This is a genomic window from Streptomyces spinoverrucosus (assembly GCF_015712165.1).
GTDB lineage: Bacteria > Actinomycetota > Actinomycetes > Streptomycetales > Streptomycetaceae > Streptomyces > Streptomyces spinoverrucosus_A.
In genome coordinates, this window is sequence record NZ_JADPZX010000001.1 from 3,752,327 (window position 1) to 3,776,427 (window position 24,101).

Below are 24,101 nucleotides of genomic sequence, written 5' to 3' on the forward strand. Positions count from 1 at the left end.
CTCAGAACGGGAACGCGCTCCGCCCGTGCTGGACCGAGATCCACTTCAGCGTCGTGAACGCCTCCAGCGTCGTCTCGCCGTTCAGGCGGCCGAGGCCCGAGTGCTTCTCGCCGCCGAACGGGACGAGCGGCTCGTCGTGCACGGTGCCGTCGTTGACGTGAAACATGCCGGTGTCGATGCGCTGGGCGAAGCGGACGCCGCGTTCGACGTCGGCGGTGTGCACGGCCCCGCTCAGGCCGAACGGGCTGTCGTTGACGAGGCGGACCGCCTCCTCCTCGCCGTCGAACAGCACCAGCAGCGCGACCGGCCCGAAGATCTCCTGGCGCAGCAGCGCCGAGTCCGCCGGTACGTCCGTCAGGACCGACGGCTCGACCAGGTTGCCGCGCGTGGCGCCGCGCACCAGCGCGGTGGCGCCCTCGGCGACCGCCTGCTCGACGACGGACGTGACGGCCTCGGACTGCGAGGAGTTGATCAGCGGGCCGATGACCGTCTCCGGGTCGCTCGGGTCGCCGGCCTTCAGGCCGCTCACCTTGGCGACGAACTTCTCGGTGAACGCGCCGGCGACCGAGCGGTCCACCAGGACGCGGTTGGCGGCCATGCAGACCTGGCCCTGGTGGACGTACCGGCTGAAGACGGCCGCGTCGACGGCGTAGTCGAGGTCGGCGTCGTCCAGGACCACCAGCGCGCTGTTGCCGCCGAGTTCGAGGACCGCGCGCTTGAAGTGCTGGGCGCAGACGGTGGCGACATGGCGGCCGACCCTGTCGGAGCCGGTGAAGGAGATGACCTTGGGGACCGGGTGCTCCAGGAAGGCGTCGTTGATCTCCGCGATGTCGGTGACGACGACGTTGAGCAGACCGGCCGGCAGTCCCGCGTCCTCGAACAGCTTGGCGATGACGGTGCCGCCGACGATCGGGGTGTCCTGGTGGGGCTTGAGGACGACCGCGTTGCCCAGGGCGAGGGCCGGGGCGACCGACTTCAGGGACAGCAGGAACGGGAAGTTGAAGGGGCTGATGACGCCGACCACGCCGACCGGGACGCGGTAGAGGCGGTTCTCCTTGCCGGGGTCCGGGGAGGGGATCAGGCGGTGCTCGGCGCGCATCGTGAGGCTCGCGGCCTCGCGCAGGAACTCCTTGGCGAGGTGGAGCTCGAAGCCGGCCTTCACGCGCGTGCCGCCCAGTTCGGCGATGATCGCCTCGGTGAGCTCCTGCTCGCGCTCCTCGACCAGCCGCAGCACCTTCTCCAGCACGGCGCGGCGGGCGTGCGGCCCGGCCTCGGCCCACTGCCGCTGGGCGCGGGCGGCGGCGCGGTAGGCCTGATCTATCTCGTCGACCGTGGCTATCGTGATCGCGGCCAGCTTCTCACCGTCGTACGGGTTGAAGTCGATGATGTCCCAGGAACCGGTGCCCGGACGCCACTCGCCGTCGATGTACTGCTGAGCCAGGTCGGTGAAGTAGGACGACATGTGATCCCTCAATCCCTGCGGTGAAGCAGTGCCCTGATCACGCGTCATCGTACTTGTGATGCAACCGAGTTGGAGTGACTCTCCGGGAACCTCTCACGAGAGCTCGGGTCAGGAGAGCTGGAGCAGCCCCCTGAGCAGGTCCCGGCTCTCGGCCGGTCCGGGGCTGTCCCGCTGGAGCTCCTTCAGCGCCTTCTCGTACTGGGCGACGTCCTCCGTCTTGTCCAGGTACAGCGCGCTGGTGAGCTGCTCCAGGTAGACCACGTCCGACAGGTCGGACTCGGGGAAGCTGAGGATGGTGAAGGCGCCGGACTCGCCGGAGTGCCCGCCGAAGCTGAACGGCATGATCTGCAGCCGTACGTTGGGCCGCTCGGAGAACTCGATCAGGTGCTGGAGCTGGCCGCGCATCACCTCACGGTCGCCGTAGGGGCGGCGCAGGGCGGCCTCGTCGAGGACGATGTGGACGTCGGGGGCGTTCTCGGAGACGAGGTGCTTCTGCCGCTCCAGGCGCAGCGCCACGCGCTTTTCGACGTCGGCCTCGCTCGCGCCCTTCATGCCGCGCCTAACGACGGCACGCGCGTACGCCTCGGTCTGCAGCAGCCCGTGCACGAACTGCACCTCGTACGCGCGGATCAGGGACGCGGCGCCCTCCAGGCCCACGTAGGTGGGGAACCAGCTCGGCAGGACGTCCGAGTAACTGTGCCACCAGCCCGCGACGTTGGCCTCCCGGGCGAGGGAGACCAGTGAGGTGCGCTCCGTCTCGTCCACGATTCCGTACAGCGTCAGCAGGTCCTCGACGTCCCTCGTCTTGAAGCTCACCCGGCCCAGCTCCATCCGGCTGATCTTCGACTCGGAGGCGCGGATGTGGTACCCCGCCGCCTCGCGCGTGATGCCTCGCGCCTCTCGCAGTCGCCTGAGTTGCGAGCCGAGCAGCATGCGCCGCACCACCGATCCGGGCTCTCCCGCGCTCACGTTCCAGCCTCCCCAACGGTCTTCAGGGCCCGCAGTCTGCCACTAAACCACTCCGAGCTGTACTCGTCCGATTACACAGACGGAAAGAAGCCAAAGATTCCGGATCGGTTCAGCAAGTCCGAGGGAAGGAGAAGGCAAGCGGACGGCGTGAAGATGGCGGAAAAAATGGCCAACAAGTGGTACGGGAGGGTCCAATTCGGTCGCGTGCACGTGCATCTGCCCTTGCATCTGCTGTACGCATCCGAAACCATGGTCCCGCGCCACCGCTGCATCGCCACGACCGCGAATTCCCGGGGGAGTGCCTCGCATGGGGACGAATGGATCGACCATGCTCGAGCCTTTACGGCAGGGCCTTCCGCCGCTTGATCCCACGGCAGTGTCCAACGCCGCCTCCTGCGCCCTGCCCGCCCGCTACGAAGCGGTGCGCGAGGCGCGGCAGTTCACCCGCAGAACGCTCGACCAGTGGGACGTGGGCCACCGTTTCGACGACGTCTGCCTGGTGGTCTCCGAACTGGTCACCAACGCCCTGCGGCATGCCCTGCCGGCTGTCGCCCCGCGCCCGCCGGCCAGGGAGGGTGCGCACGAGCCGCCGCAGGTGCGGTTGCACCTGATGCGCTGGACCGAGCGGCTGGTGTGCGCGGTGCGCGACCCCAGCAACGACAGTCCGGTCGCGCGCGAGGCGGACGACTTCTCGGCGGAGTCCGGTCGCGGACTGTTCCTCGTCGACTCCTTCTGCGACAGCTGGGGCTGGCACCCGCTGGCCGGCACGCTGAGCGGCAAGGTCGTCTGGGCGATGTTCCGGCTGCAGCCGGAGGGCTGAGAAACCTCGGCACCTTCTGGTGCCGAGGTTCTACGCGCGTTACGCGTGTTGCGGCGAGTCGGCGACCGGTCACCCGGCCCGCTCGTGCGGTCTCAGCCCGCGATCAGATGATCGAACTCACCGTCCTTCACGCCCAGGAGCATCGCCTCGATCTCCGCGCGCGTGTAGACGAGCGCCGGCCCGTCCGGGAAGTTCGAGTTGCGCACCGCCACTCTCCCGCCCGGCAGCCGCGCGAACTCCACGCAGGACCCCTGCGAGTTGCTGTGCCGGCTCTTCTGCCAGGCCACCCCGCGCAGCTTCGTGGCGGCCATGCCGTTGTACACGCCGGACGCGCCGGCGCCGTGGTGCACGTAACCGTCGTACACGTCACCGTCGTACACGTCGTGATCCACAGGTCGCTCCCCGGTGGTGCACTGGCTGGTGTGGCCATGGATGCAGTGGTCAACTGAGCCGGATCATAACCTTGTTCATGTGCAGATGCATGGGCAGATGCACGTGCACGGGGGGTGTTCCTGCGGTTACAGCTTTGACGACCGCTTTACCGAAGCCGTTCCAGCGTCTGCCCCAGGGATCGCAAGACATGCGACCGCCAGCCCCCGTCCATGATCTTCCGCGCCATCAACTGCGCCGGGTCGTCCGGATCGAATCCTTCGTGCACTAGGAACAGACGCGTTCCGCGCCCTTCCTGTTCCAGCGTCCACGTGATGGTCCAGTCGGCCGCGTTCGCGGGATCGGGGTCCGCCCACCGGACGCGCAGCATCCGCTCGGTGTCGTAGGCGAGTACGCGCACCTCCACGACACCGGAGAAGTTGGTGTTGGGGCGGGGCACGGAGGTCATCCGGTAGCGGTGGCCGACCTCCAGGCGGAAGTCCTCGGAGCCGGGCATCTGCCACTGCGCCAGCAGTTCGGGGTCGGTCAGCGCCCGCCAGACCTTGGCGGGCGGGTGCGGGAAGAACTGGTCGACGCGGATGACGGTGAGGTCGTCACCGTCTGCGGCGTGGGGCGGGCTGCTCATGTCGGCTCATCGTCGGGCATGCGGTCCAGCAGATCGCCGAGGCCCGTCAACCGCTCGCGCCAGAACCGCTCGTACGGATGGAGCCAGTCCTGTACGTCGGCGAGCGGGGCCGCCTCCAGGCGGTAGATGCGTTGTCGGCCGGAACGCTGCTCGGAGACCAGCCCGGCGTCCCGGAGCACCTTCAGATGCTCCGAGAGGCTGGGCCGGCGCATGTCGAAGTGGTCGGCCAGGGCCTGGACGGGCTGCGGCCCGCCGTCGCGCAGCAGCCGCAGCACCTCACGGCGCGTGGCGTTGGCGAGCGCGGCGAAAACACGGTCGGCGGTGTCGGCGGCGGCACCCGCCCCGGCCCCGGTGGTGGTCATGGCGTCGTCAGAAGCCTTCCTTCTCCGTCAGCAGCATCAGACCGTTGCCGTCGGGGTCCCGGAAGGCGGCCATCCGCCCCCAGGGGTGGTCGTCCGGGCCCTCCACCCGCACACCCGCTTCCGCGAGCCGGGCGCAGTCGGCGTCGACATCGGTCGTGACCAACATGATCCCCCGGGTGGAACCGGGCTCGAAACCACCCATCCCGGGCCCGGAGAGCGTGAACACGGTCTGCGCGCCGCGCGGGGCGACCTGGAGCCAGCGGCCGGGGGGCATCTGGAGATCGGCGGTGACCTCGAAGCCGAGGACCTCCGTGTAGAAGCGCAGGGCTCGGTCCTGGTCGGCGACGGGGACGGTGATGAAGGAGGCGTGGGTGATGTTCGTGGGGATGCTCATGGAAACGAAGATAGGTAGGAGATTCCCTACGAATCAAGCGTAGGGAATCTCCTACCTATAGGCCGTCCGCCTCCGCGGGCCTCGGTGGCGGACGGACGTCAGCGGCTGGAGTAGGGCAGCAACGCCATCTCCCGCGCGTTCTTGATCGCGCGGGCCAGCAGTCGCTGCTGCTGGGCCGAGACGCGGGTGACACGGCGGCTGCGGATCTTGCCGCGGTCGGAGATGAACTTCCGCAGCAGGTCGGTGTCCTTGTAGTCGATGTACGTGATCCCGGCCTGGTCCAGCGGGTTGGGGCGGTTCTTGGCGGGCTTGCGGTCGGTCTTGCGGGGCATGGCGGGGTCAGACCTCCAGAAGGGTGTCGAAGGCGGGCGGCAGCCGCTTCCAGGCATCGCGCCCGGCGGCGTACTCGGCGTCGGTGAGCAGGCAGGACTCCAGCAGGTGGGCGAGCCCCTCGCGGTCCAGCCCGGGGGACGTGAAGACCAGGTGCTGGCAGCGGTCGCCGTGCTCCGGGTGCCAGTCCAGCGCGGCGGCGGCACGGCGCACCGGCGGCACCATGTCCCAGGCGGCGTCGGGCAGCGAGGCGAGCCACGGGCCCGCGCTCTCCACGCACAGCGCACCGCCGGCGGCGTCCCAGTGCAGCAGCGTGTCCGGCCGGTCGGCGAGCCAGAACCGGCCCCGGCTGCGCGCTGCGGCGCAGGTCAGGTCCTCCAGCGCCTGGTAGAGCCGCTCGGGGTGGAAGGGGCGGCGCCGGTGCCAGACGAGGGTGGCGACCCCGCGCGCGTCGGCCTCGGTCGGCAGGAGCGCGCACGCGGGGTGCTGGGCCGCGGCGGCGGCCTCCACGTCGAAACCGGCGAGGGCGGCACGGGCGAGGGGTGAGGGCGTGCCGCCCGGCAGGCCACCGTCGCCGATCCGAACCTGGCGGGCCGTCGGATGGAGCTGGGCCAGCAGCTCGCGGTCCTCGTCGTCGGCCTCCGGGGAGTCCAGGAGGGCGAGGACGGGGGCGTACTCCAGCTGCCGTGCGAAGGTGTCGGCGACGGTCCGCTGGTCGGTGGCGGCCGCGGCGAGGCCGCCCTCGGCGAGGTCGTCGCCGTTGCCGAGGTACGGCAGCAGCAGCGCGGGGTCGACGGCGGTGATCACGCCGGTGACCGTGAGCCCGCCGGACGTGACCACCTCGGCCATGGCCTTCGGCTCGACGGAGTCCCACAGCTCGACGACCGCGAGCGGAGTGTCACCGGCGTCCGCGAGCCGTTCCAGCTCCGGGACGAGGTCCTCGCGCAGCGCACAGCACGCGCAGTCGTTGACGAGGGGCGTCTCACCGGCGTCCCGGATGCCGGTGGCGTCGCGGACGGTCCGCACGACGGTGCCGGCCGCGGCGGTCGCCAGGTCGTGGTGGAGTACGACACTGCCGGGCACGTCGGCGAGCAGTTGCTCGACGGCGGCCCTGCGGGCGTCGGCGTGCAGCCCGCCGACGATGACGACGGAGAGCTCGGGCATGGGCTAGCCCTGCTTCCCGTACCGGCGTTCGAAGCGCTCGACGCGTCCGGCGGTGTCCAGGACTCGGGCGGTGCCGGTGTAGAAGGGGTGGCTGACGTTGGAGATCTCGACGTCGACGACCGGGTAGGTGTTGCCGTCCTCCCACTCGATCGTCTTCTCGCTGGTCATGGTCGACCGGGTCAGGAAGGCGTAGTTCGCGGCACGGTCACGGAAGACGACGGGACCGTAGTCCGGGTGGATTCCCTTGCGCATGGCGGTGACTCAGCGCTCCTCTCGGAAGTCGACGTGTCGGCCGACGACCGGGTCGTACTTGCGCAGAGTCATGCGGTCCGGGTCGTTACGGCGGTTCTTGCGGGTGACGTAGGTGTAGCCCGTGCCGGCGGTGGACCGGAGCTTGATGACCGGGCGGAGTTCGTTGCGTGCCATGCTGCTATCTTACTGAAAATGAATTCCATTTACGACAGAGTCGCTGGAGAGGTACGTCACCCATGTCCGCCCACTGCATGCTGACCGGTGCCAAGCCAGGCTTCGGCAACCGCATCTCCCACTCGCACCGGCGCACCTCACGCCGCTTCGACCCGAACATCCAGACCAAGCGTTACTGGCTGCCCAGCGAGGGCCGGTACGTACGGCTGCGGCTGAGCGCGAAGGGGATCAAGACGGTCGACGTGATCGGCGTCGAGGCGGCGGTGGCCCGTATCCGCGCCCGGGGAGTGAAGGTCTGATGGCCAAGAAGAGCAAGATCGCGAAGAACGAGAAGCGGCAGGAGATCGTCGCGCGGTACGCCGCCCGGCGGGCCGAGCTGAAGGAGATCATCCGACGGCCGTCGTCGACGGAACCGGAACGGCTCGCCGCGCGGCAGGAGTTGAGCAGGCAGCCGCGCGACGCCAGCGCCACGCGCGTACGCAACCGGGATCAGGTGGACGGGCGGCCGCGCGGATACTTCCGGGCGTTCGGGCTGTCCCGGGTGAGTCTGCGGGAGCAGGCGCATGCGGGGTATCTGCCGGGGGTGCGGAAGTCGTCCTGGTAGGCGCGGTTACGGGCTGGTAGCTTGCTGCGGTCGTAGGGCTGTATGTGTGTACGGCTATGTGGAGGTACGGACGTACGGCAATGCGTTGGTACAGCAATGCGGTCGTACAGCAATGCGGTCGTACAGCAATGTGGCTGTATGGCTATGCGGTGTTAGGGCTGTGTGGTCTTAGGGCCGTGTGGTTGTAGCGCTGTGTGGTCGTAGGGCTGTGTAGTCGTAAGGCTGTGTGGTCGTAGGGCTGTCCGGCCGTAGGGCAATGCGGATGTACGGCCGTACGGCAATGCGGATGTACGGATGTACGGCCGTATGGCAATGCGGCTGTACCGACGGCAACGCGGCTTGAACGGCCGACACCGGCTACCGGCTCACCCCTGGGGGCATGCAAGTGACTTCCGCGACGACTTCGGCGGCCCGCGCGCGTGGTGTGGTGCGCCGGCGGTGGCGGTTCGCGGCCGTGGCCGCGGGTGTGGTGGGGGCGGGCGTGCTGACTGCCTGCAGTGGGGGCGGAGGCTCGGACGCGGGGTCGGGGTCGGGCGGGTCTTCTGTGAGCTCCAGTCCCAGTCCTGGTACGTCGTCGGCCGGTACCGGTGGGAGCGGCGGTTCGCCGTCCGCGGCTGCCGGGGGGCTGGAGGGGAGCTGGCTCGCCACCAGTGAAGGCCAGGCGGTGGCCCTGGTGGTCACCGGCGAGGACGTCGGGTTGTTCGCCACCGGCGGGACCGTGTGCAGCGGGCGCGTGGGCGAGGCGTCCGGCACGCAGACGATCCGGCTCGCCTGCGGGAAGGGCCAGGACAAGCGCGGTACCGGCACGGTCGACTCCGTCAGCGCCACGAGCCTGAAGGTGACGTGGGACGGCGGTCTCGGCGAGGAGACCTACACCAAGGCCGAGGGCGGGAAGATGCCGTCCGGGTTGCCGACGGCGGGGCTCGGCTCGTGACGTGACCCGAGCGGTCGGGGACGGGCCGGGTGACCGCATGGTGCGGGCGTACGTGATGATCCTGGGGCATCGTCACGAACCCAGGGGATCCACTCATGCGCGCCACTTCGCTCACCGTCGGCTCCGCCGCCCTCGCCGCCGCCCTGCTGCTGACCGCCTGCGGGGGCGGTGACAGCGGCGGTGAAGGTGACGGCGGCGGCCAGGACACCGCCGCCTGTGCGCTCGACAAGATCGGCGTGGAGGTCGGCCCCGCCAACGCCGCGCCCGTCGCCGGGGACACCGGCAACATCCCCGTCACGGTCACCAACCAGGGCGCCGACTGCACCCTGGACGGCTTCCCCGCCGTCGATCTCCAGGCCGACGGCACCTCCGCGACCGTGCCGGCGGACAAGGCGGCGAAGGCGCAGAAGCTGACGCTGGCCAAGGACACGGCGGCGACGTTCACGATCACGTACGTACGGGCCGAGGCGGGCGGTGATGACAGCCTCGACGCCACGACGGTGAAGATCGGTCTGCCGGGCGCGTCGGCGGAGCAGAGCTTCGAGTGGTCCTACGGTCCGGTCGCGCTCGTCGCGGGTGGCGCGCCGGACGCCTCGGTGGGAGCGTTTCAGCGGGCGGGCGACTGAGAGTCGGGCGACGGGGCGGGCGTTTTCGGCAGGGGGGCAGGCCGACGGCTGAACGTCAGTCGAGCCGGGCGACGGGGCGGGCGCTTTCGGCAGGTGGGCAGGCCGGTGCGGCCGAAGGTCAGTCGAGTCGGGCGACGGGGCGGGCGTTTCAGCAGGCGGGCAGGCCGGTGCGGCCGAAGGTCAGTCGAGGCGAGGGCGGGACCTGACCTCCGCCCGGTCCGCCGCGCGGGAACCCTCCGTCCAGCCCGCCGCGTCGGTGACTCCGCGCAGTCGGGTCGTGGTGGTCTCCGGGAACATGCTCTCCATGCGCTCGGTGACCGCGACCTCACGGGAGGCCAGGACCGGGAGCAAATCGCCGGGCGCCTGGGCTTCGGTGGCTGCCTGTTCGGCAGCGTGTTCGGCGGCGGAGGCGAGGCGGGTGCCGATGCGGTGGGCGTACGCGGCGAGGAAGGACTGCCGGAAGGTCTTCGTACGCTTGCGTCCGCCCGCCCGCTGAGCGGCCTCCGCCTTCGTCATCGCGGTCGTGGCCTGGACGAGGAGCGAGGTGTAGAGGAGTTCGACCACCTCCAGGTCGGGTTCGAAGCCGACGACGGTGCAGAAGCCGAGGGGTTCGTTCCACACCGCGCGGCAGTGGTTGGCGGTGGCGACGGCGTCCAGCAGCACCGCCTTGGCCTGCTCGTACGGCTGGTCGACGCCGATCCGCCAGGCCGACGGCCCGCCACCGTCCTGCGCCTGGCCGGCGAGCAGCGCCTCGTCGATGCTGTGCCGGGCCATCAGCTCCTGCGCCTTCGCACTGAGCGCCTCCGCCTCGTCCGGGAAACCGGTCGCCTCGGCCTTCGCGAGCAGGGCGCGGACACGGGTCAGCATGCGGGACTCGGGCCTCGCATGTGCGTGCGACTGAGGCTGCGTCCGGGTCTCGTCCAGGGCTTCGAGGGTGGGCAGGCGGAGCAGGAGGCGGTACAGCTCCAGGACGGCGGTGGCGTGCGTGAAGCGGTCCGTGCGGGGCGGGGCGGGCTCCTCGGCGAGCTGGGCGAGCTGCGCCGCCCAGCGGGGGCCGCGCGGGCGGTCGTGCGGTGCCTGTTCGAGGATCAGTGCGGATACGAGGCGTTCGTGTACGTCGTCCAGTTCGCGGCGGACGATCCGTACGACGTCGGCGGGCTGCCAGCCACGCCGCCACGCCCCGGCGACGAAGTCCAGCCCCCGCCGGGTGAGTTCCACGTCCGCCGCCGGGTCGGCCGCGAGCAGGGACGCGCCGGTGTCGAGGGCGGTGTGGTCGTCGGTGGGGGCGTAGAGGGCGGCCTGGAAGGCTCGGTCGACGGTGCTGGTGTCCACGTGGGGATCGTGTCATGCGGGTCGTGGGCGTCGTGCCATGCGGTCGAGGCGGCGGTCGGGGGCGTCCGGCGAGGGGTGCCCCGGGGCACGCGCGCGTGGAGCCGCTTGATGTCAACTCAGGGTTGACGCCCCAGGCGTGTCAACCTACGGTTGACACATGGCGACCAACCCCGACATCACGTCATCCATCCGTCTCGACGACCTCATCGCGGCCATCAAGAAGGTCCACGACCAGCCTCTCGACCAGCTCCAGGACGCCGTACTCGCCGGGGAGCACCTGGGCGACGTGGCCGACCACCTGATCGGCCACTTCGTGGACCAGGCCCGGCGTTCCGGCGCGTCCTGGACGGACATCGGCAAGAGCATGGGCGTCACCCGGCAGGCCGCGCAGAAGCGCTTCGTGCCGAAGGAGTCCATGGACCTGGACCCCAGCCAGGGCTTCAGCCGCTACACCCCCCGGGCGCGCGCGGTGGTCGTGGCCTCCCACAGCGAGGCGAAGCACGCGCGTCACGCCGAGGGGCTGCCCGAGCACCTGATCCTGGGCCTGATCATGGAACCCGAGGGTCTGGGCGCCAAGGCGATCACGGCCCAGGGAGTCACCTTCGAGACGGTCCGCGAGGCGGCGAAGGCGGCGCTGCCGCCGGCCGCCGAGGAGGCACCCGAGCTCATCCCCTACGGGTCGGACTCCAAGAAGGTCCTGGAGCTCACCTTCCGCGAGGCCCTCCGCCTCGGCCACAACTACATCGGCACCGAGCACATCCTCCTCGCCCTGCTGGAGTTCGAGAACGGCAAGGGCGTCCTGTCCGGCCTCGGCATCACCAAGCAGGGAGTGGAGGAGTACGTCGCGGAGGCACTCGCCAAGATCAAGGTGACCTTCGACGAGCAGGGCGAAGCGCAGAGCTGAGGCCGTTGTCAGACCCGGCTGCGACACTCGCTTGCATGGCCGATCGATGGGCGCTCGCTCCGGCCGAGGACGGTGGCGTGGAGGTCGCCCCCCTCGGTCCGGACGGGCTGCCCGCGGGGCCGGTGCGGCGGGAGGGGGACCTGGCGGAGGCGGTGCGCAGTCGGCCGAACGTCACGCGGTGGGTGTGGCGGTCCACCGCCGAGGTCTATCCGCGACTGCTCGCCACGGGGGTGCGAGTGGAGCGGTGCTACGACATCGAGGACGCCGAGACCCTCCTCCTGGGCCACGAGGGACGCTACGGCGAACCCCGCTCGGCCGCCGCCGCGCTGGCCCGCCTGCGCGGCGGCGCCGTACCGCCCGACCCACCCCTGCGCGCCGCCGAACCGGGCGCGCAGTCCTCCCTCTTCGAGCCCCAGGGCGTCCGCCTGCCCCTGGACGACCTCCTGGCGGTCTACGCCGACCAGCAGCGGCGGCACGACCGCACCGCCCACCCGGACCGGATGCGGCTGCTGACGGCCGCCGAGTCGGCGGGGATGCTGGTGGCGGCCGAGATGAACCGCGCGGGGCTGCCGTGGAGCGCGCGGGTGCACCGCGAGGTGCTGCACGAACTGCTCGGCGAGCGGTACGCGGGCGGTGGCGAGCCGCGCCGCCTGGCCGAGCTGGCCGACGAGGTGTCCGCCGCGTTCGGGCGCCGGGTGCGGCCCGATCTGCCGGCCGACGTGATCAAGGCCTTCGCGCAGGCCGGGATCAAGGTCGGCTCCACGCGGCGCTGGGAGATCGAGTCCCTCGACCACCCGGCGGTGAAGCCGCTGGTGGAGTACAAGAAGCTGTACCGCATCTGGGTCGCCCACGGCTGGTCCTGGCTGCAGGACTGGGTGCGGGACGGCCGGTTCCGGCCGGAGTTCCTGGCCGGCGGCACGGTCACCGGCCGCTGGGTGACCAACGGCGGGGGCGCCCTGCAGATCCCCAAGGTGATCCGGCGTGCCGTGGTCGCCGACCCCGGCTGGCGGCTGGTGGTCGCCGACGCCGACCAGATGGAGCCGCGCGTGCTCGCGGCGATCTCGCGCGACCCCGGCCTGATGGAGGTGGCCGGCCGCGAGAGCGACCTGTACCAGTCCGTCTCCGACCGCGCCTTCTCCGGCGACCGCGACCAGGCCAAACTCGCCGTGCTCGGCGCGGTCTACGGCCAGACGTCCGGCGACGGCCTGAAGAACCTCGCCGCCCTCAGACGCCGCTTCCCCAAGGCGGTGGCGTACGTCGACGAGGCGGCGCGTGCGGGCGAGGAGGGGCGGCTGGTGCGGACGTGGCTCGGCCGGACCTGCCCGCCCGCCGCCGGGGCGGGCGAGGACGCGGCCGAGGAGGCGGGCATCCCGGTCACGGCGGCGCAGGACGAGCCCGAAAGCCAGCAGTGGGTCCCCGGCTACGCCTCCACCAACGCCCGCGCCCGCGGCCGCTTCGCCCGCAACTTCGTCGTCCAGGGCAGCGCGGCCGACTGGACCCTGCTGCTGCTCGCCGCGCTGCGCCGCACCTGCGCGGACATGGCGGCCGAGCTGGTCTTCTTCCAGCACGACGAGGTGATCGTGCACTGCCCGGCAAAGGAGGCCGAGGCGGTCGTGGCGGCGATCCGGGAGGCGGCGGCGCTGGCGGCCGGCCTGACGTTCGGGGAGACGCCGGTGCGCTTCCCGTTCACGACGGCGGTGGTGGAGTGCTATGCGGACGCGAAGTGATCAGCGGCGGCGCCGCGGACGAGGGACCGGAGTTCCGTGACGACCGCACGCTCGTCCGTGCCCTCCAGATCGGCGAGAGCGGTGCGCCACGCCTCGTGCGCGCCGTCCTCACGCCCCTGGTCGCGCAGCAGCAGACCGTACTGGTGCCGGCCGAGGCCCCCGGTGTACCGGTCGGAGCGGGCGTCGGCACGGCGCAGCAGCTCCGCGCACTCGTGTACGGCCCGTTCGACGCGGCCCAGCTGGCGCAGCGCGCGGACCAGGCCGAGCCGGGTCTGGGACTCGCCGTGCCAGTCGCCGTGGCCGCCGAGGATGCGCAGGCTCTCCTCGAAGTGCTCGACGGCGGCGGCCGGTTCGCCGAGGGTCAGGTGGGCGTAGCCGATGTTGCAGTGCGCGGTGTGCTGCACGATGACGGCGCCGATCCCGACGCCGAGGGCGAGCGAGCGGCGGTGGTGCTCGATGGCGGCGCGGGGGTCGGTGTGTTCGTACAGGTTGCCGAGATGGCTGTACGTCACGGCTTCGCCGTACGGATCGCACAGCCGGCGCGAGTAGCCGAGGCTCTGCCGCAGCGCGTCCTCCGACTCGGCGTACCGCCCCAGCCCTTCGAGCAGCAGCCCGCGGTTGTTGAGACAGCGCCGGATCCAGGAGACGGTCCCGAGCCGCCGCCATATCGCCAGCGCCTGGTCGCTGAGCGCGAGCGCCTCGCTCTGCCGCCCCGTGAGGAAGTGCATCCCGGCGAGGTCGCCCAACGCGTACCCCTCGGCCGCCGCGTCCCCGAGCCGCCGCGCCAAGGCGAGCGCGGCCCGCCCGAGCAGTTCCATCTCGGGGATCCGGCCACTGCGGTGGAGGTACGGGAAGAGCAGCCGCAGGAGGGTGGACAGGTAGGCGGCACGACGCTCGCAGGCACCGTCGGCGTACGCCTCGACCAGCGCGACGACGTTACCCAGCTCACCGTCCCCCCAGGCGAACGCCGCCTCGGCCCCGTCGAAGGCGGCAACCGTCGTCACGTACGCGGCATGCTCCGACGGCTGCGCGGCGGTGGGGCGCCGACGGTCGTCCTGGTCGAGGCCGGGTTCGACGACGGCGGTGAGGCTGCGCTCGGCCACGGCGGCGTACCAGCGGAGAGCGGTGTCGACGAGGTCGGCATGAGCCACGTCAGCCGCCCCGCACCGGTCCACCGCGGCAGGCACGCGGACGCGGGCGAGATTGGTGCCCTCGGCCTGAGCGCGGACGCGGCCAACATCCGCGCCCTCGGCCCGAGCGCGGACGCGGGCAACATCGGAGCCGTCGGCCTGAGCGCGGACGCGGGCAACATCCGCGCCCTCGGCCCGAGCGCCGACGCGGGCAACATCCGCGCCCTCGGCCCGAGCGCCGACGCAGCCAACATCCGCGCCCTCGACCCGAGCGCGGACACGGCCAACATCCGCGCCTTCGACCCGAGCGCCGACGCGGCCAACATCCGCGCCCTCGACCTGAGCGCGGACGCGGGCCGCATTGGTGCTTCCGTCGCCCTGCCCTGTCGGGACCGGCTCCATCGCGCGGGCGCTTGTGTCGGCGCCGTTGCCGTGCCGGCCCGCGGCCAGTTCGCGGGCGAAGTCGCGGACCAGGTCGTGGGGTGCGTAGCGGGCGTACGCCGTCTCCTCCAGGAGGGCCACGTCGACCAGCCGGTCCAGCGCGGCCTCGGCGCGGCGCTCATCGGTGCCGGTGAGGCGGGCGATCAGGGGCGCGCCGTAGGAGGGCAGGTCGAGCGCGCCGACCCGCCGCAGCGCGAGGGCGGCGTCCCGGTCGACCTCGCGGTCGGAGGCGGCGAGCGCGTCATGGGCGACGGCAAGGGAACGCCGTACGCTCAGGTCGTCGTACTCCAGATGGTGCAACCGCCCCTCCGTGGCGGCCAGTTGACCGGCGAGTACGTCCGGCGTGAGCGCCCGGCGCGCGGCGAGCCGGGCCGCCACAACCCGCAGGGCGAGCGGGAGCCGGCCGGTGAGTTCGACGAGCGGGTGACCGGCGTCGAGCCCGTCCCGCCCCGACACCGCGCGCAGCAGTGCCGCACTCTCCGCACTGGTCAGCGGCGCGAGCGGGAAGCGGCGGGCGCCGTCGAGGGCGGTCAGCGGCGAACGGCTGGTGACGATCACCGCGCACCCGGCGCCGGCCGGCAGCAGCGGCCGTACCTGCGCGGCGCTCGCGGCGTCGTCCAGCACCAGGAGCGTGCGCGTCGGCGCGAGCAGCGAGCGCAGCAACGCGGTGGCGGCGTCCGGGTGCTCGGGGATACGGCGGGGCTCGACGCCGAGGTCGCGGAGGAGCGCGGTGAGTGCCTGGCCGGAGGTGAGGGGGGTCATGCCGGGGGTGGCGCCGTGCAGATTGACGTAGAGCTGGCCGTCGGAGAAACGTTCCGTCAGGGCGTGCGCGGCATGCAGCGCGAGCGCGCTCTTGCCGACGCCGGCCATACCACTGAGGACGGCGAGGGCGGCGGGCCGCGCGAGGTTGCGCAGGAGGGCGTCGCTTACGGCGGGGCGGCCGGTGAAGTGGGCCGGGGGTGGGGGAAGTTGGGATGGCCGCGGTGTGGGTGCCACGGGACCGGTCACGGCGGTGGCAGGACGCACGGCCGTGTCGGACGGCGCATCGCCGGAAGACTCACCCGGATCGCCACCGTCACCCGTTTCGGGTGTTTCCGATGTTTCCGGAACCCCCCGCAGCACCTCCACATGAGCCCCGCGCACGCCCGCCCCCGGCTCGACCCCCAAATCCTCCACGAGCCGGCTGCGCAGATCACGATGGACGGCGAGGGCCTCGGCGCGGCGACCGGTGCGGTGCAGGGCGAGCATGAGCTGACGGTGGTAGGCCTCGCGGAGCGGATGCTCGGCGGCGAGCGCGGCCAACTCCGGCACGAGTCCGGCAAGTCGATCGCCTCGGGCTTCCCCCGTTTCCGCCAGCGCGAGCTCTGCGTCGTACCGCCACTCCAGTACCAGCAACCGCGCCTCGACCAGCCGTTGCACAAACGCGTACCCGCCGACCTCGGCCGGTAGCCCACTCAAGGGCGCACCCCGCCACAACGCGAGCGCCCGCGCACACTCACGCACCGCCCGCTCCCACTCACGCCCGGCGTGCGCGGCGCGCGCCGCGGCGACATGGCTGTCGAAGACATGGACGTCCAATTCGCCCTGTTCGACGCGCAGCAGGTACCCGGGCGGCACGGCACGCAGCCGTCCGGGATCGTCGAGCATCCGGCGCAGCCGGGCGACATGGTTATGCAGGGACGCGTGCGCGGAGGCGGGCGGCGCGCCGCCCCACAAGGCGTCCTTGAGCGACGCGACGGGCACGACCCGCCCGGCTTCGAGCAGCAATGCGGCGAGCAGAACACGCGCCTTGGGGCTGCCCACGGCCCGCGCGGCAAGGCCCGGCCGCCCGGCGCCCGCGCCCCCGACGTCGTACACCCCACCGGGCCCGTCGGCAGGCTCGCACCCCTCGCCCTCACACGGCTCGTACAGGACAGGCGGCCCCAGCAAGCCGAACCGCAGTCCGAAGCGAGGCCCGCACCGCATCACTCCGCCCACAGCCCTTCCACGCACCCACGCCCGAACTCCCCGGTCCCCAACCCGAGCCGGAGCACGCTCCACCACACAGGAAGGACCACTTCTGGCGCATTTCCCGCCCCCGCCCGGGCGTTTCCCGCCACCCGCGCCCGGACGACCACCACCGAATCCCGCCACCGTTACCGCACGAGAATCCACCACGGATACGGCGGTTCTCCCGCGACAGCCCGGCGACTTCACGCCAACCCCAGCCAACGCCATGGGAAACCGTTGGCCATATGTTAGCGATCCGTTGGTACGGCCTGATGTGATCACTTCATCGGATCTGGCCCGACGGTGCGCGCGTACGTCGCGCAACTCGGGGGAGTGTCGCCGCCGCGGCCGGATCCGGGACGCCAGTGGGCCCCGGTCGGCAGAGGTGACCGACGGGGGCCCGCGTCCGCTCCGCGAGGCACACCCGCCACCCTTGGGGGAGACACCGACACCCCGGGAGGACGAGACATGCGATACCGCTGCGCCGTACTGGACGACTACCAAGGCGTCGCGACCACGATCGCCGACTGGAGCCCGCTCGACGACCGCGTGGAAGTCGTCACCTTCTCCGAGCACTTCCCCACCGAGGACGAACTGGCGGCCGCCCTCGCCGACTTCGACTTCGTGGTCACCCTGCGCGAACGGGTCCCCTTCCCGTCCTCGCTCCTCGACCGCCTCCCCCGCCTCAAGCTCCTCATCGCGTCCGGCATGCGCAACTCGGTGATCGACTACGCCGCCGCGCGGACGAATGGCGTCACGGTGTGCGGCACCGAAAGCTCCTCCACTCCCCCGGTCGAACTCACCTGGGCCCTGCTCCTGGGCCTGGCCCGCGGCCTGGTCCAGGAGAACACCGCCCTGCGCACCGGCGGCCCCTGGCAGTCGACCGTGGGCGCCGATCTGCACGGCCGCCGCCTGGGTCTGCTGGGCCTCGGCAAGATCGGCAGCCGCGTCGCCCGCGTCGGCCTGGCCTTCGGCATGGAGGTCACGGCCTGGAGCCAGAACCTCACCAAGGAGCGCACGGACGAACTCGGAGTCCACCTCTCCCCCACCAAGGAGGACCTCCTCACCACGAGCGACTTCGTCTCGGTCCACCTGGCCCTGAGCGACCGCACCCGCTCCCTCCTGGGCGCAACGGAACTGTCCCTCCTGAAGCCCACCGCCTACCTGATCAACACGAGCCGTGCGGCGATCATCGACCAGGAGGCCCTCCTCACCGCCCTCCACGAGGGCCGCATCGCCGGAGCGGCGGTGGACGTCTTCGACGCGGAACCCCTACCCACCGACCACCCGATGCGCACGGCCCCCCACCTCCTGGCCACCCCGCACCTCGGCTACGTCTCCCAGGCCAACTACCGGCGCTACTACGGCCAGGCAGTCGAAAACATCCAGGCCTACCTCGCCGACTCCCCCGTCCGGCTCCTCACCTGAGCCCCGCCCAATAACAAGAGTTTTGTTAATTTGGCTCCATGGCCATCACCCCCGACCCCGCTCCTGGCGAAGGCCCTGTCCGCCCGGTTTCCGTCTCCCTCCATGAAGGCACCATCGCCGCCCTCAAGGCGCGCACCGGCAAGCGCGGCATGTCCGCCTACGTCGAAGCTCTCATCCAGCGCCAACTCGAACGAGACCGGCTGCGCGAACTCATCGAAGACGCGGAGGCCGAGCACGGGCCGGTGGATCAGACAGCGGTCGAGGCCAAGCGGGCACTTTTGCGCGGCAACGCAGGCGGCTCGGCGGACGCCGCGTGGGCGGCACCCTCGTCTTGGACTACGAGGGCATGTCCAAACTCGTACGCCGCTCACCCGAGCTCACCGAGTGGCTGACTGCGGCCGAGGCGGAGGACATCCGCGTGATCACCAGCTCCGTCACCCCAGTCGAAGCCCGCGACCCCAGAACCAGCCAGGCCCGCTTCGACTACGCCATCTCGCGCGTCAACGTCGCCCCGCCCACCGAAGCCATCGCCCGCCACGCCAGCAAGCTCCTCGCCGCAGCCGGCCTGCACGGCCACAAATACGCCTCCAACGCCCTTGTGGCTGCTACCGCATTGGCCTCGCCCTCGCCCGTGACCGTCCTGACGTCAGACCCCGAGGACATCCACATCCTCTGCGGCTCCGTCGTCCATGTCATCAAGATCTGACACAGTGCGCTGCCGGGCCGACCGCGACCATCGACTCGGTGCCGCTCAGCACAGCTCTGTCCAGCCATCTGGGCGCCCACTGTCAGTGCACTGAAGTACGTTGCCTTTCCGCACGGTCCGGACGCCGGTAGCACCCGGGGGACCAGCCGCGGCTCACACGCTTCCCCGTCCGGGAGCGCGCCAGCAACGCGCTCAGCAGCGGAAACCTCCTCTATCGCATGCGCACCCGCAAGGTTGCGCGCCCAACGCGTCCCCGGAGTCTCCCGCATGGCCACCGAGCCCGAATCACGCCCGTCGTCGACCTGTCACTGGAGTGTTGAGCTGCAAGGACAAGCACCAGGCCTACCAAGCGGTCCAGCTACTGCGCCGCGCGCCGGCCTCCCGCGACACCGCGGTCGTCGCGGAAGACCTGCATACTCCGGCCTCAGCGCTACCCGACGCTCCCGCCAGGACCCTGCGCATGGCTACGGCCCACGCAGCCTCAGGAAAATGGCCCGCCCCGGCAGGCACGGCGTTCTACCCGCCTGAGGAAACACCTGGAGAGGACGTGGAGACGCAAGGCGACGAGTCCCCTGCCGCGCCGGAGTCAGGAACGCCCCGTGGAGCACGTCTGAGGGACCTGCTGGGCAAGGTCGTACGCACTACCCACCTGCGCGAGTTCCACATCACCGATGAGGACGCACTCATCCGCGCGGCGATGGCCGGCGGCTGGGCACGTCGCCTGCATCCGGGTTGGACGAGAACGACCCGTGCGACCTGATCGGCGCCGTGATGAACCTGACCGAGAGCGGTGGTTGGTTGGATCACGGTGGTGTCCCGCCCCGTGGTGTAGCCGATCAAGTAAGCGGAACACCCCAGGTCGCCGCCCCGATCGCCTTTGCCCGACGGGCTGTTGGGGCTCACGCGGCCGCTACCGGCGAGAACTGCCTGGCACCCCATGGCGGGACATGCCCGTCCGGCCCGGGACCGGAGGCGACGGGTCATGATCGGCTACACCACGACCGGGGACGTGACCCGGCCTGAGGTGGCCATACGACCTGGAAGCAGAGCTGTTCCGCCCGGAGTGGCAGCTACAGCACCTCACGTGGCGGCACGGCTGCGACGACCCGCACACCTGTGAAGCGCGCCTGCACCGCTTCGAGACGTGCCCTCCGGACTGCACCACGCACACGGGCTACAAGCGCGGTTGCCCGAAGCCATGCACCAAGACGTGCACAGAGCACGCGAGCGCCTGCCCGGCCCGCAAGGAGGGCGGACTCGTCTTCACTCGCCCAAAGACCAAGAAGAGCCGGAACGCCGTGCCGATCCCGCCCGTCTTCATCCCGTTCCTGCGCAAGCACAGGGCCCAGCAAGAGGAGATGCGCGCGGCGGCTGCTGAGCTGTGGCAGGACCACGACGTCGTGTTCGCGCGCCCGGACGGGCGCCCCCTCAACCCGCGCGCCGACTACGAGGAATTCAAGGAGCTGCTCGCCGAAGCCGGAATCGATGACCGGAGGCGGTACGACGGGAGCCGCCACACGGCCGGCACGATCCTGAACGAGCTGGGCGTCGACATGCCCACGATCATGGAGATCTTGCTTCGAAGGACGCGATGCGGCGCATGGGGGTGAACTTCGTTCCCTCGTCTCGGGCCTTTACTGAGACCAGAACTGAGACCGCCGACACCCGCACGGCCCGCGCCCGCCGCCGTCGCCGCATGCGCTGAACGAAAAAGCCCAGTTCAGACACTGTCTGAACTGGGCTTTCGAATGGAGCCGCCTTCGGGATTCGAACCCGAGACCTACGCATTACGAGTGCGTTGCTCTGGCCATCTGAGCTAAGGCGGCGCGCTGTCCGCACTATGGTGCGATCAGCAACGTCGGTAAGTCTACACAGTTTCCGGGGGTGCTCCGTACCGGCCCCGGAGCGCGAGGCTCCGAGGCCGTGCGCAGGCCTAGGAGCAGCGCTTTCCGTCCGTGGGTGCGGTGCCGCGGAGGAGGTACGTGTTGATCGTACGGTCGATGCACTCGCTGCCGCGGCCGTACGCGGTGTGGCCGTCGCCGTCGTAGGTGAGGAGGCGGCCGGAGGAGAGCTGGCGGGCCAGGGCCTGGGCCCAGCGGTACGGGGTCGCCGGGTCGCGCGTGGTACCGACCACGACGATCGGGGCCGCGCCCTTGGCCTCGATGCGGTGCGGCTCACCCGTGGGCGCGACCGGCCAGTACGCGCAGTTCAGGGCGGCCCAGGCGAGGGCCTCGCCGAAGACCGGGGACGCCTTCTGGAAGGCGGGCAGCGACCGGCGCGCGTCGTCCGGGGTGTCGAAGGAGGGCGGGAGGTCGAGGCAGTTCACAGCGGCGTTGGCGTACATCAGGTTCGAGTAGCGGCCGTCGGCGTCGCGCTCGTAGTAGCCGTCGGAGAGAGCGAGCAGGCCCGCGCCGTCGTTCTTCTTCATCGCCGCGGTCAGCGCCTCGCGCAGCTGCTGCCAGGCCGCCTCGTCGTACATCGCCGCGATCACGCCGGTGGTGGCGAGGGACTCGGTGAGCCTGCGTCCGTCGGCGTCGCCCGTGGGCACCGGCTTCGCGTCGAGCCTGTCGAAGAACGCCTTGAGGTTCCGGCCGACCTGCTCCGGCCTCGCCCCACGGCCCCCGAGCGGGCAGTCCGCGTGCCGTACGCAGTCCTTCGCGAACGCCTTGAACGCCGTCTCGAACCCGGCCGTCTGCTCCAGGTTCAGCCGACGGGCCGACAGCGTCGGGTCCATCGCGCCGTCCAGGACCAGCCGCCCCACCCGCTTGGGGAAGAGCCCGGCGTACGTCGCACCGAGGAACGTTCCGTACGACGCCCCCACGTACGTCAGCTTCCGGTCCCCCAGCGCCGCCCGCAGGATGTCCATGTCCCGGGCCGCCTCGACCGTCGAGACATGCCGCAGCAGCTCGGGCGCGTCGGCTCCGCACCCGTCTGCGAAGCCCTTGTACGCCTTCACCAGCCCGTCGACCTCCCTCCGGTCGTCGGGCGTGACGTCGGTCTGCGTGTACGTGTCCATCTCCCGGCCGTCGAGGCACTCGACGGGCTCGCTGCGGGCGACTCCGCGCGGATCGACCGCGACCATGTCGTACCGGGCGCGCACCTGCGACGGGTAGCCGATCCCCGCGTACGACTGCAGGTAGCCGACCGCCGAGCCGCCCGGCCCGCCCGGGTTCACCAGCAGCGAGCCGAGCCGCTTGCCAGGGCCCGTGGCCTTCTTGCGGGCCACCGCGAGCCGTACGTCGCCGGCGTCCGTCCTGGCGTAGTTGAGCGGTGCCCGCAGCGTGGCGCACTCGAAGCCGGGGGCACCGCAGGAACGCCAGCTGAGCTTCTGCCCGTAGTAGGGCGCCAGGGCGGACGGGGTCGTCTGGGGCAGCGCCGCGAGCGCCGCCGTCCGGGCCGCCGGCGAGCTGGCGGAACTCGTCGAGCTCCCGGAGGAGCAGGCGGAGACGACCAGCGCCGCGAGGGCGAGGAACGTGGCTCCGGTGCGGGACCTGGCACTGAACATGGTCCTGTACCTGCGGTGGGTGCGCCTTGTGTACATTCAGCGAGCGTAACGCTCTGCGATGGCTCCGATGCCGTGCGTGCGCCTTGTGCCTCGGACGAGTACGGGCTGTCCCACGGAAGAGGGACGCCGTCAACGGGCTCCTCAGGGAGTGACGGCAGCTGCCGCGCGCTCGGTGCCGGTGGTGACGGCCGTTGCCTACGCCCGGTGCCGCTGGTGACGGCCACCTCCGATGCCCGGTGCCGCTCTTACGGCCGCCTCGGCACCGGCGACCGTGCACCCGCCCGTTGACGCCCGGCGCCCGTGCCGGGAGAGCCGCCTCGGACGCCCGACGCCCAGCGCCCGCGGGTCACAGCTGCCGCCCATGCTCGACGCCCGTCACCCGTGGCGACAGCCGCCTCGGCACCGGCGACCGTGCACCCGCCCGTCGACGTCGGCGTCATGGGTGACGGTCGCTGCCGGCTCCCGTCCCGGGAGCCCCTGCTCAGCCCGCTCTGAGTGCCATCGTCATCGCCTCCACTGCCAGCAACGGCGCCACATTCCGGTCGAGCGCGTCCCGGCACGCCGCGATCGCCTCGATGCGGCGCAGGGTGGATTCGGGTGAGCTGCCGCGGGCGAGCCGCTCCAGCGCGTCCTCGGCGTCCGTGTTGGCCAGCGCGATGCGGGAACCGAGCTGGAGGGCCAGGACGTCGCGGTAGAAGGCCGTGAGGTCGGTGAGCGCGAGGTCGAGGCTGTCGCGCTGCGTCCGGGTGCGCCGGCGCTTCTGCTTGTCCTCCAGCTCCTTGATGACGCCCGCCGTACCCCGTGGCATCCGGCCGCCCTGCGCCGCGCCCAGTGCCGCCTTCAGCTCCTCGGTCTCCTTGACGTCGATCTCCTCGGCGAGCTGCTTGGCGTCCTCCGCGGCCGCGTCGACCAGCTCCTGGGCGGCCTTGAGGCAGCCGCCGATGTCATCGACGCGCAGCGGCAGCTTCAGCACCGCCGCCCGGCGCGTCCGCGCCGCCGGGTCGGTGGCGAGGCGCCGGGCCCGGTCGACGTGGCCCTGCGTGGCGCGCGCCGCGGCGGCGGCCACGTCGGGCTCGACGCCCTCCCGGCGTACGAGCATGTCGGCGACGGCCTCCACCGAGGGTGTCGTCAGGTTCAGGTGGCGGCAACGGGAACGGATGGTGGGCAGGACGTCCTCGATGGAGGGGGCGCAGAGCAGCCAGACCGTGCGCGGGGCGGGCTCCTCGACCGCCTTGAGGACGGCGTTGGCGGACTTCTCGTTCAGTCGCTCGGCGTCCTCGACGAGGATGATCTGCCAGCGGCCGTTCGCCGGCGAGGTGAACGACTTGCGGACCGTGTCCCGCATGTCGTCCACGAGGATCTGCGCGCCGATCGCGACGACCGTGGTGACGTCGGCGTGCGTGCCGACCAGCGCCGTGTGACAGCCGTCGCAGAACCCGCACCCCGGTGCGCCGCCCAGCGCGCGGTCCGGGCTGACGCACTGCAGCGCCGCCGCGAACGCCCGCGCCGTCTGCGTCCGTCCCGCGCCGGGCGGCCCGGTGAACAGCCACGCGTGCGTCATCTTCGACGCCTCGGGCAGCGGCGCGTCGGCCGCGGCGGCGGTGACCAGGGCGTCGGCGTCCCGGGCAGCGGCGGTGAGCTGCTCGCTCACCCTCTCCTGCCCGACGAGATCGTCCCACACGCTCACGGGTCACGCCGCCCTTCCGTCACACTCCGCCGGTACGCCCTCCATTGTGCGGCCGACCACTGACAACGACGGCCGGCTCCGCCCCGCCACCATGCGTCAGCGCCCCCGGCCGCCATACGTCAGCGCCGGCGGCCCTTGCGCCGCCA

At 71.5% G+C, this 24,101-nt stretch carries 24 protein-coding genes, 1 tRNA gene and 1 pseudogene; 11 read left to right on the plus strand and 15 right to left on the minus strand.

Features of this window, described 5'->3' with window-relative positions:
- Window position 1: 1 nt before the first annotated feature.
- Window positions 2-1,462: an aldehyde dehydrogenase family protein gene (locus I2W78_RS16835; RefSeq protein ID WP_196460832.1), complete on the minus strand. Its 1,461-nt coding sequence runs from the start codon at window positions 1,460-1,462 to the stop codon at window positions 2-4.
- Window positions 1,463-1,570: 108 nt separating this feature from the next.
- Window positions 1,571-2,395 (minus strand): helix-turn-helix domain-containing protein, encoded by an 825-nt coding sequence (locus I2W78_RS16840; RefSeq protein ID WP_196464591.1) that lies wholly within the window; start codon window positions 2,393-2,395, stop codon window positions 1,571-1,573.
- Between the two features lie 343 nt (window positions 2,396-2,738).
- Between I2W78_RS16840 and I2W78_RS16845 the strand changes: the two genes are divergently transcribed.
- Complete coding sequence (locus I2W78_RS16845) at window positions 2,739-3,251, plus strand: ATP-binding protein (protein ID WP_196460833.1); 513 nt, start codon at window positions 2,739-2,741, stop codon at window positions 3,249-3,251.
- 92 nt (window positions 3,252-3,343) lie between these two features.
- On the opposite strand, the gene I2W78_RS16850 is transcribed toward I2W78_RS16845, so the two are convergent.
- From I2W78_RS16850 to rpmG, 8 genes are all read right to left on the minus strand, one after another.
- Entirely contained in the window at window positions 3,344-3,643 is a 300-nt protein-coding gene (locus tag I2W78_RS16850; RefSeq protein WP_196460835.1) for a DUF397 domain-containing protein, read from the minus strand.
- Between the two features lie 146 nt (window positions 3,644-3,789).
- Window positions 3,790-4,266: an SRPBCC family protein gene (locus I2W78_RS16855; RefSeq protein WP_196460837.1), complete on the minus strand. Its 477-nt coding sequence runs from the start codon at window positions 4,264-4,266 to the stop codon at window positions 3,790-3,792.
- Window positions 4,263-4,628 carry an ArsR/SmtB family transcription factor gene (locus tag I2W78_RS16860; protein ID WP_196460839.1) on the minus strand — a complete coding sequence of 122 codons (366 nt, stop codon included), beginning with the start codon at window positions 4,626-4,628 and terminating at the stop codon, window positions 4,263-4,265. Before I2W78_RS16860 ends, I2W78_RS16855 begins: the two co-directional genes overlap by 4 nt.
- A 7-nt stretch (window positions 4,629-4,635) precedes the next feature.
- Window positions 4,636-5,022, minus strand: coding sequence for a VOC family protein (locus tag I2W78_RS16865; RefSeq protein ID WP_196460841.1), 387 nt, complete (start codon window positions 5,020-5,022; stop codon window positions 4,636-4,638).
- A 98-nt stretch (window positions 5,023-5,120) separates the two neighbouring features.
- Complete coding sequence (gene rpsR / locus I2W78_RS16870; RefSeq protein ID WP_196460843.1) at window positions 5,121-5,354, minus strand: 30S ribosomal protein S18; 234 nt, start codon at window positions 5,352-5,354, stop codon at window positions 5,121-5,123.
- Between the two features lie 7 nt (window positions 5,355-5,361).
- Window positions 5,362-6,516 carry a CobW family GTP-binding protein gene (locus I2W78_RS16875; protein WP_196460845.1) on the minus strand — a complete coding sequence of 385 codons (1,155 nt, stop codon included), beginning with the start codon at window positions 6,514-6,516 and terminating at the stop codon, window positions 5,362-5,364.
- Window positions 6,517-6,519: 3 nt separating this feature from the next.
- Window positions 6,520-6,768, minus strand: a complete 249-nt coding sequence (locus tag I2W78_RS16880; RefSeq protein ID WP_196460847.1) for a type B 50S ribosomal protein L31 — start codon at window positions 6,766-6,768, stop codon at window positions 6,520-6,522.
- Between the two features lie 9 nt (window positions 6,769-6,777).
- Window positions 6,778-6,942, minus strand: a complete 165-nt coding sequence (rpmG, locus tag I2W78_RS16885; RefSeq protein WP_003999141.1) for a 50S ribosomal protein L33 — start codon at window positions 6,940-6,942, stop codon at window positions 6,778-6,780.
- A 62-nt stretch (window positions 6,943-7,004) separates the two neighbouring features.
- Here rpmG and rpmB point away from each other — a divergent pair, with 62 nt between their 5' ends.
- From rpmB to I2W78_RS16905, 4 genes are all read left to right on the plus strand, one after another.
- The gene (rpmB, locus tag I2W78_RS16890) at window positions 7,005-7,241 is read left to right on the plus strand and encodes a 50S ribosomal protein L28 (RefSeq protein WP_196460849.1); all 237 of its coding nucleotides are present in this window, start codon (window positions 7,005-7,007) and stop codon (window positions 7,239-7,241) included.
- Window positions 7,241-7,546: a 30S ribosomal protein S14 gene (gene rpsN / locus I2W78_RS16895; protein ID WP_196460851.1), complete on the plus strand. Its 306-nt coding sequence runs from the start codon at window positions 7,241-7,243 to the stop codon at window positions 7,544-7,546. The genes rpmB and rpsN overlap by 1 nt, the downstream gene beginning before the upstream one ends.
- Window positions 7,547-8,090: 544 nt before the next feature.
- The gene (locus I2W78_RS16900; protein WP_307783705.1) at window positions 8,091-8,480 is read left to right on the plus strand and encodes a hypothetical protein; all 390 of its coding nucleotides are present in this window, start codon (window positions 8,091-8,093) and stop codon (window positions 8,478-8,480) included.
- Between the two features lie 95 nt (window positions 8,481-8,575).
- Complete coding sequence (locus I2W78_RS16905; protein WP_196460853.1) at window positions 8,576-9,106, plus strand: DUF4232 domain-containing protein; 531 nt, start codon at window positions 8,576-8,578, stop codon at window positions 9,104-9,106.
- A gap of 180 nt (window positions 9,107-9,286) precedes the next feature.
- On the opposite strand, the gene I2W78_RS16910 is transcribed toward I2W78_RS16905, so the two are convergent.
- The gene (locus tag I2W78_RS16910) at window positions 9,287-10,438 is read right to left on the minus strand and encodes a DUF2786 domain-containing protein (RefSeq protein ID WP_196460855.1); all 1,152 of its coding nucleotides are present in this window, start codon (window positions 10,436-10,438) and stop codon (window positions 9,287-9,289) included.
- A 157-nt stretch (window positions 10,439-10,595) separates the two neighbouring features.
- Here I2W78_RS16910 and I2W78_RS16915 point away from each other — a divergent pair, with 157 nt between their 5' ends.
- Together I2W78_RS16915 and I2W78_RS16920 are read left to right on the plus strand one after the other, a co-directional pair.
- Window positions 10,596-11,342, plus strand: a complete 747-nt coding sequence (locus I2W78_RS16915; RefSeq protein WP_196460857.1) for a Clp protease N-terminal domain-containing protein — start codon at window positions 10,596-10,598, stop codon at window positions 11,340-11,342.
- A 35-nt stretch (window positions 11,343-11,377) separates the two neighbouring features.
- Window positions 11,378-13,069, plus strand: a complete 1,692-nt coding sequence (locus I2W78_RS16920; RefSeq protein WP_196460859.1) for a bifunctional 3'-5' exonuclease/DNA polymerase — start codon at window positions 11,378-11,380, stop codon at window positions 13,067-13,069.
- On the opposite strand, the gene I2W78_RS16925 is transcribed toward I2W78_RS16920, so the two are convergent.
- A complete protein-coding gene (locus I2W78_RS16925; RefSeq protein ID WP_196460861.1) occupies window positions 13,051-16,605 on the minus strand; it encodes a BTAD domain-containing putative transcriptional regulator in 3,555 nt (1,184 codons plus the stop codon). The two genes, I2W78_RS16920 and I2W78_RS16925, sit on opposite strands and share 19 nt — an antisense overlap.
- A 492-nt stretch (window positions 16,606-17,097) precedes the next feature.
- Between I2W78_RS16925 and I2W78_RS16930 the strand changes: the two genes are divergently transcribed.
- The 4 genes and pseudogenes from I2W78_RS16930 to I2W78_RS16945 all read left to right on the plus strand — a co-directional run.
- Window positions 17,098-18,057: a D-2-hydroxyacid dehydrogenase family protein gene (locus I2W78_RS16930; RefSeq protein ID WP_196460863.1), complete on the plus strand. Its 960-nt coding sequence runs from the start codon at window positions 17,098-17,100 to the stop codon at window positions 18,055-18,057.
- Between the two features lie 38 nt (window positions 18,058-18,095).
- Window positions 18,096-18,449, plus strand: coding sequence for a hypothetical protein (locus tag I2W78_RS16935; RefSeq protein ID WP_374222738.1), 354 nt, complete (start codon window positions 18,096-18,098; stop codon window positions 18,447-18,449).
- Window positions 18,371-18,763 carry a type II toxin-antitoxin system VapC family toxin gene (locus I2W78_RS16940; RefSeq protein ID WP_196460864.1) on the plus strand — a complete coding sequence of 131 codons (393 nt, stop codon included), beginning with the start codon at window positions 18,371-18,373 and terminating at the stop codon, window positions 18,761-18,763. The genes I2W78_RS16935 and I2W78_RS16940 overlap by 79 nt, the downstream gene beginning before the upstream one ends.
- 1,016 nt (window positions 18,764-19,779) lie before the next feature.
- Window positions 19,780-20,468, plus strand: a pseudogene (locus I2W78_RS16945) (tyrosine-type recombinase/integrase); the annotation flags it as partial.
- Window positions 20,469-20,512: 44 nt separating this feature from the next.
- On the opposite strand, the gene I2W78_RS16950 reads toward I2W78_RS16945, so the two are convergent.
- From I2W78_RS16950 to I2W78_RS16960, 3 genes are all read right to left on the minus strand, one after another.
- Window positions 20,513-20,589 (minus strand) — tRNA-Thr (locus tag I2W78_RS16950).
- A 107-nt stretch (window positions 20,590-20,696) separates the two neighbouring features.
- Window positions 20,697-22,304, minus strand: coding sequence for an alpha/beta hydrolase (locus I2W78_RS16955; RefSeq protein WP_196460866.1), 1,608 nt, complete (start codon window positions 22,302-22,304; stop codon window positions 20,697-20,699).
- 445 nt (window positions 22,305-22,749) lie between these two features.
- Window positions 22,750-23,955: a DNA polymerase III subunit delta' gene (locus I2W78_RS16960; RefSeq protein WP_196460868.1), complete on the minus strand. Its 1,206-nt coding sequence runs from the start codon at window positions 23,953-23,955 to the stop codon at window positions 22,750-22,752.
- Window positions 23,956-24,101 lie beyond the last annotated feature (146 nt).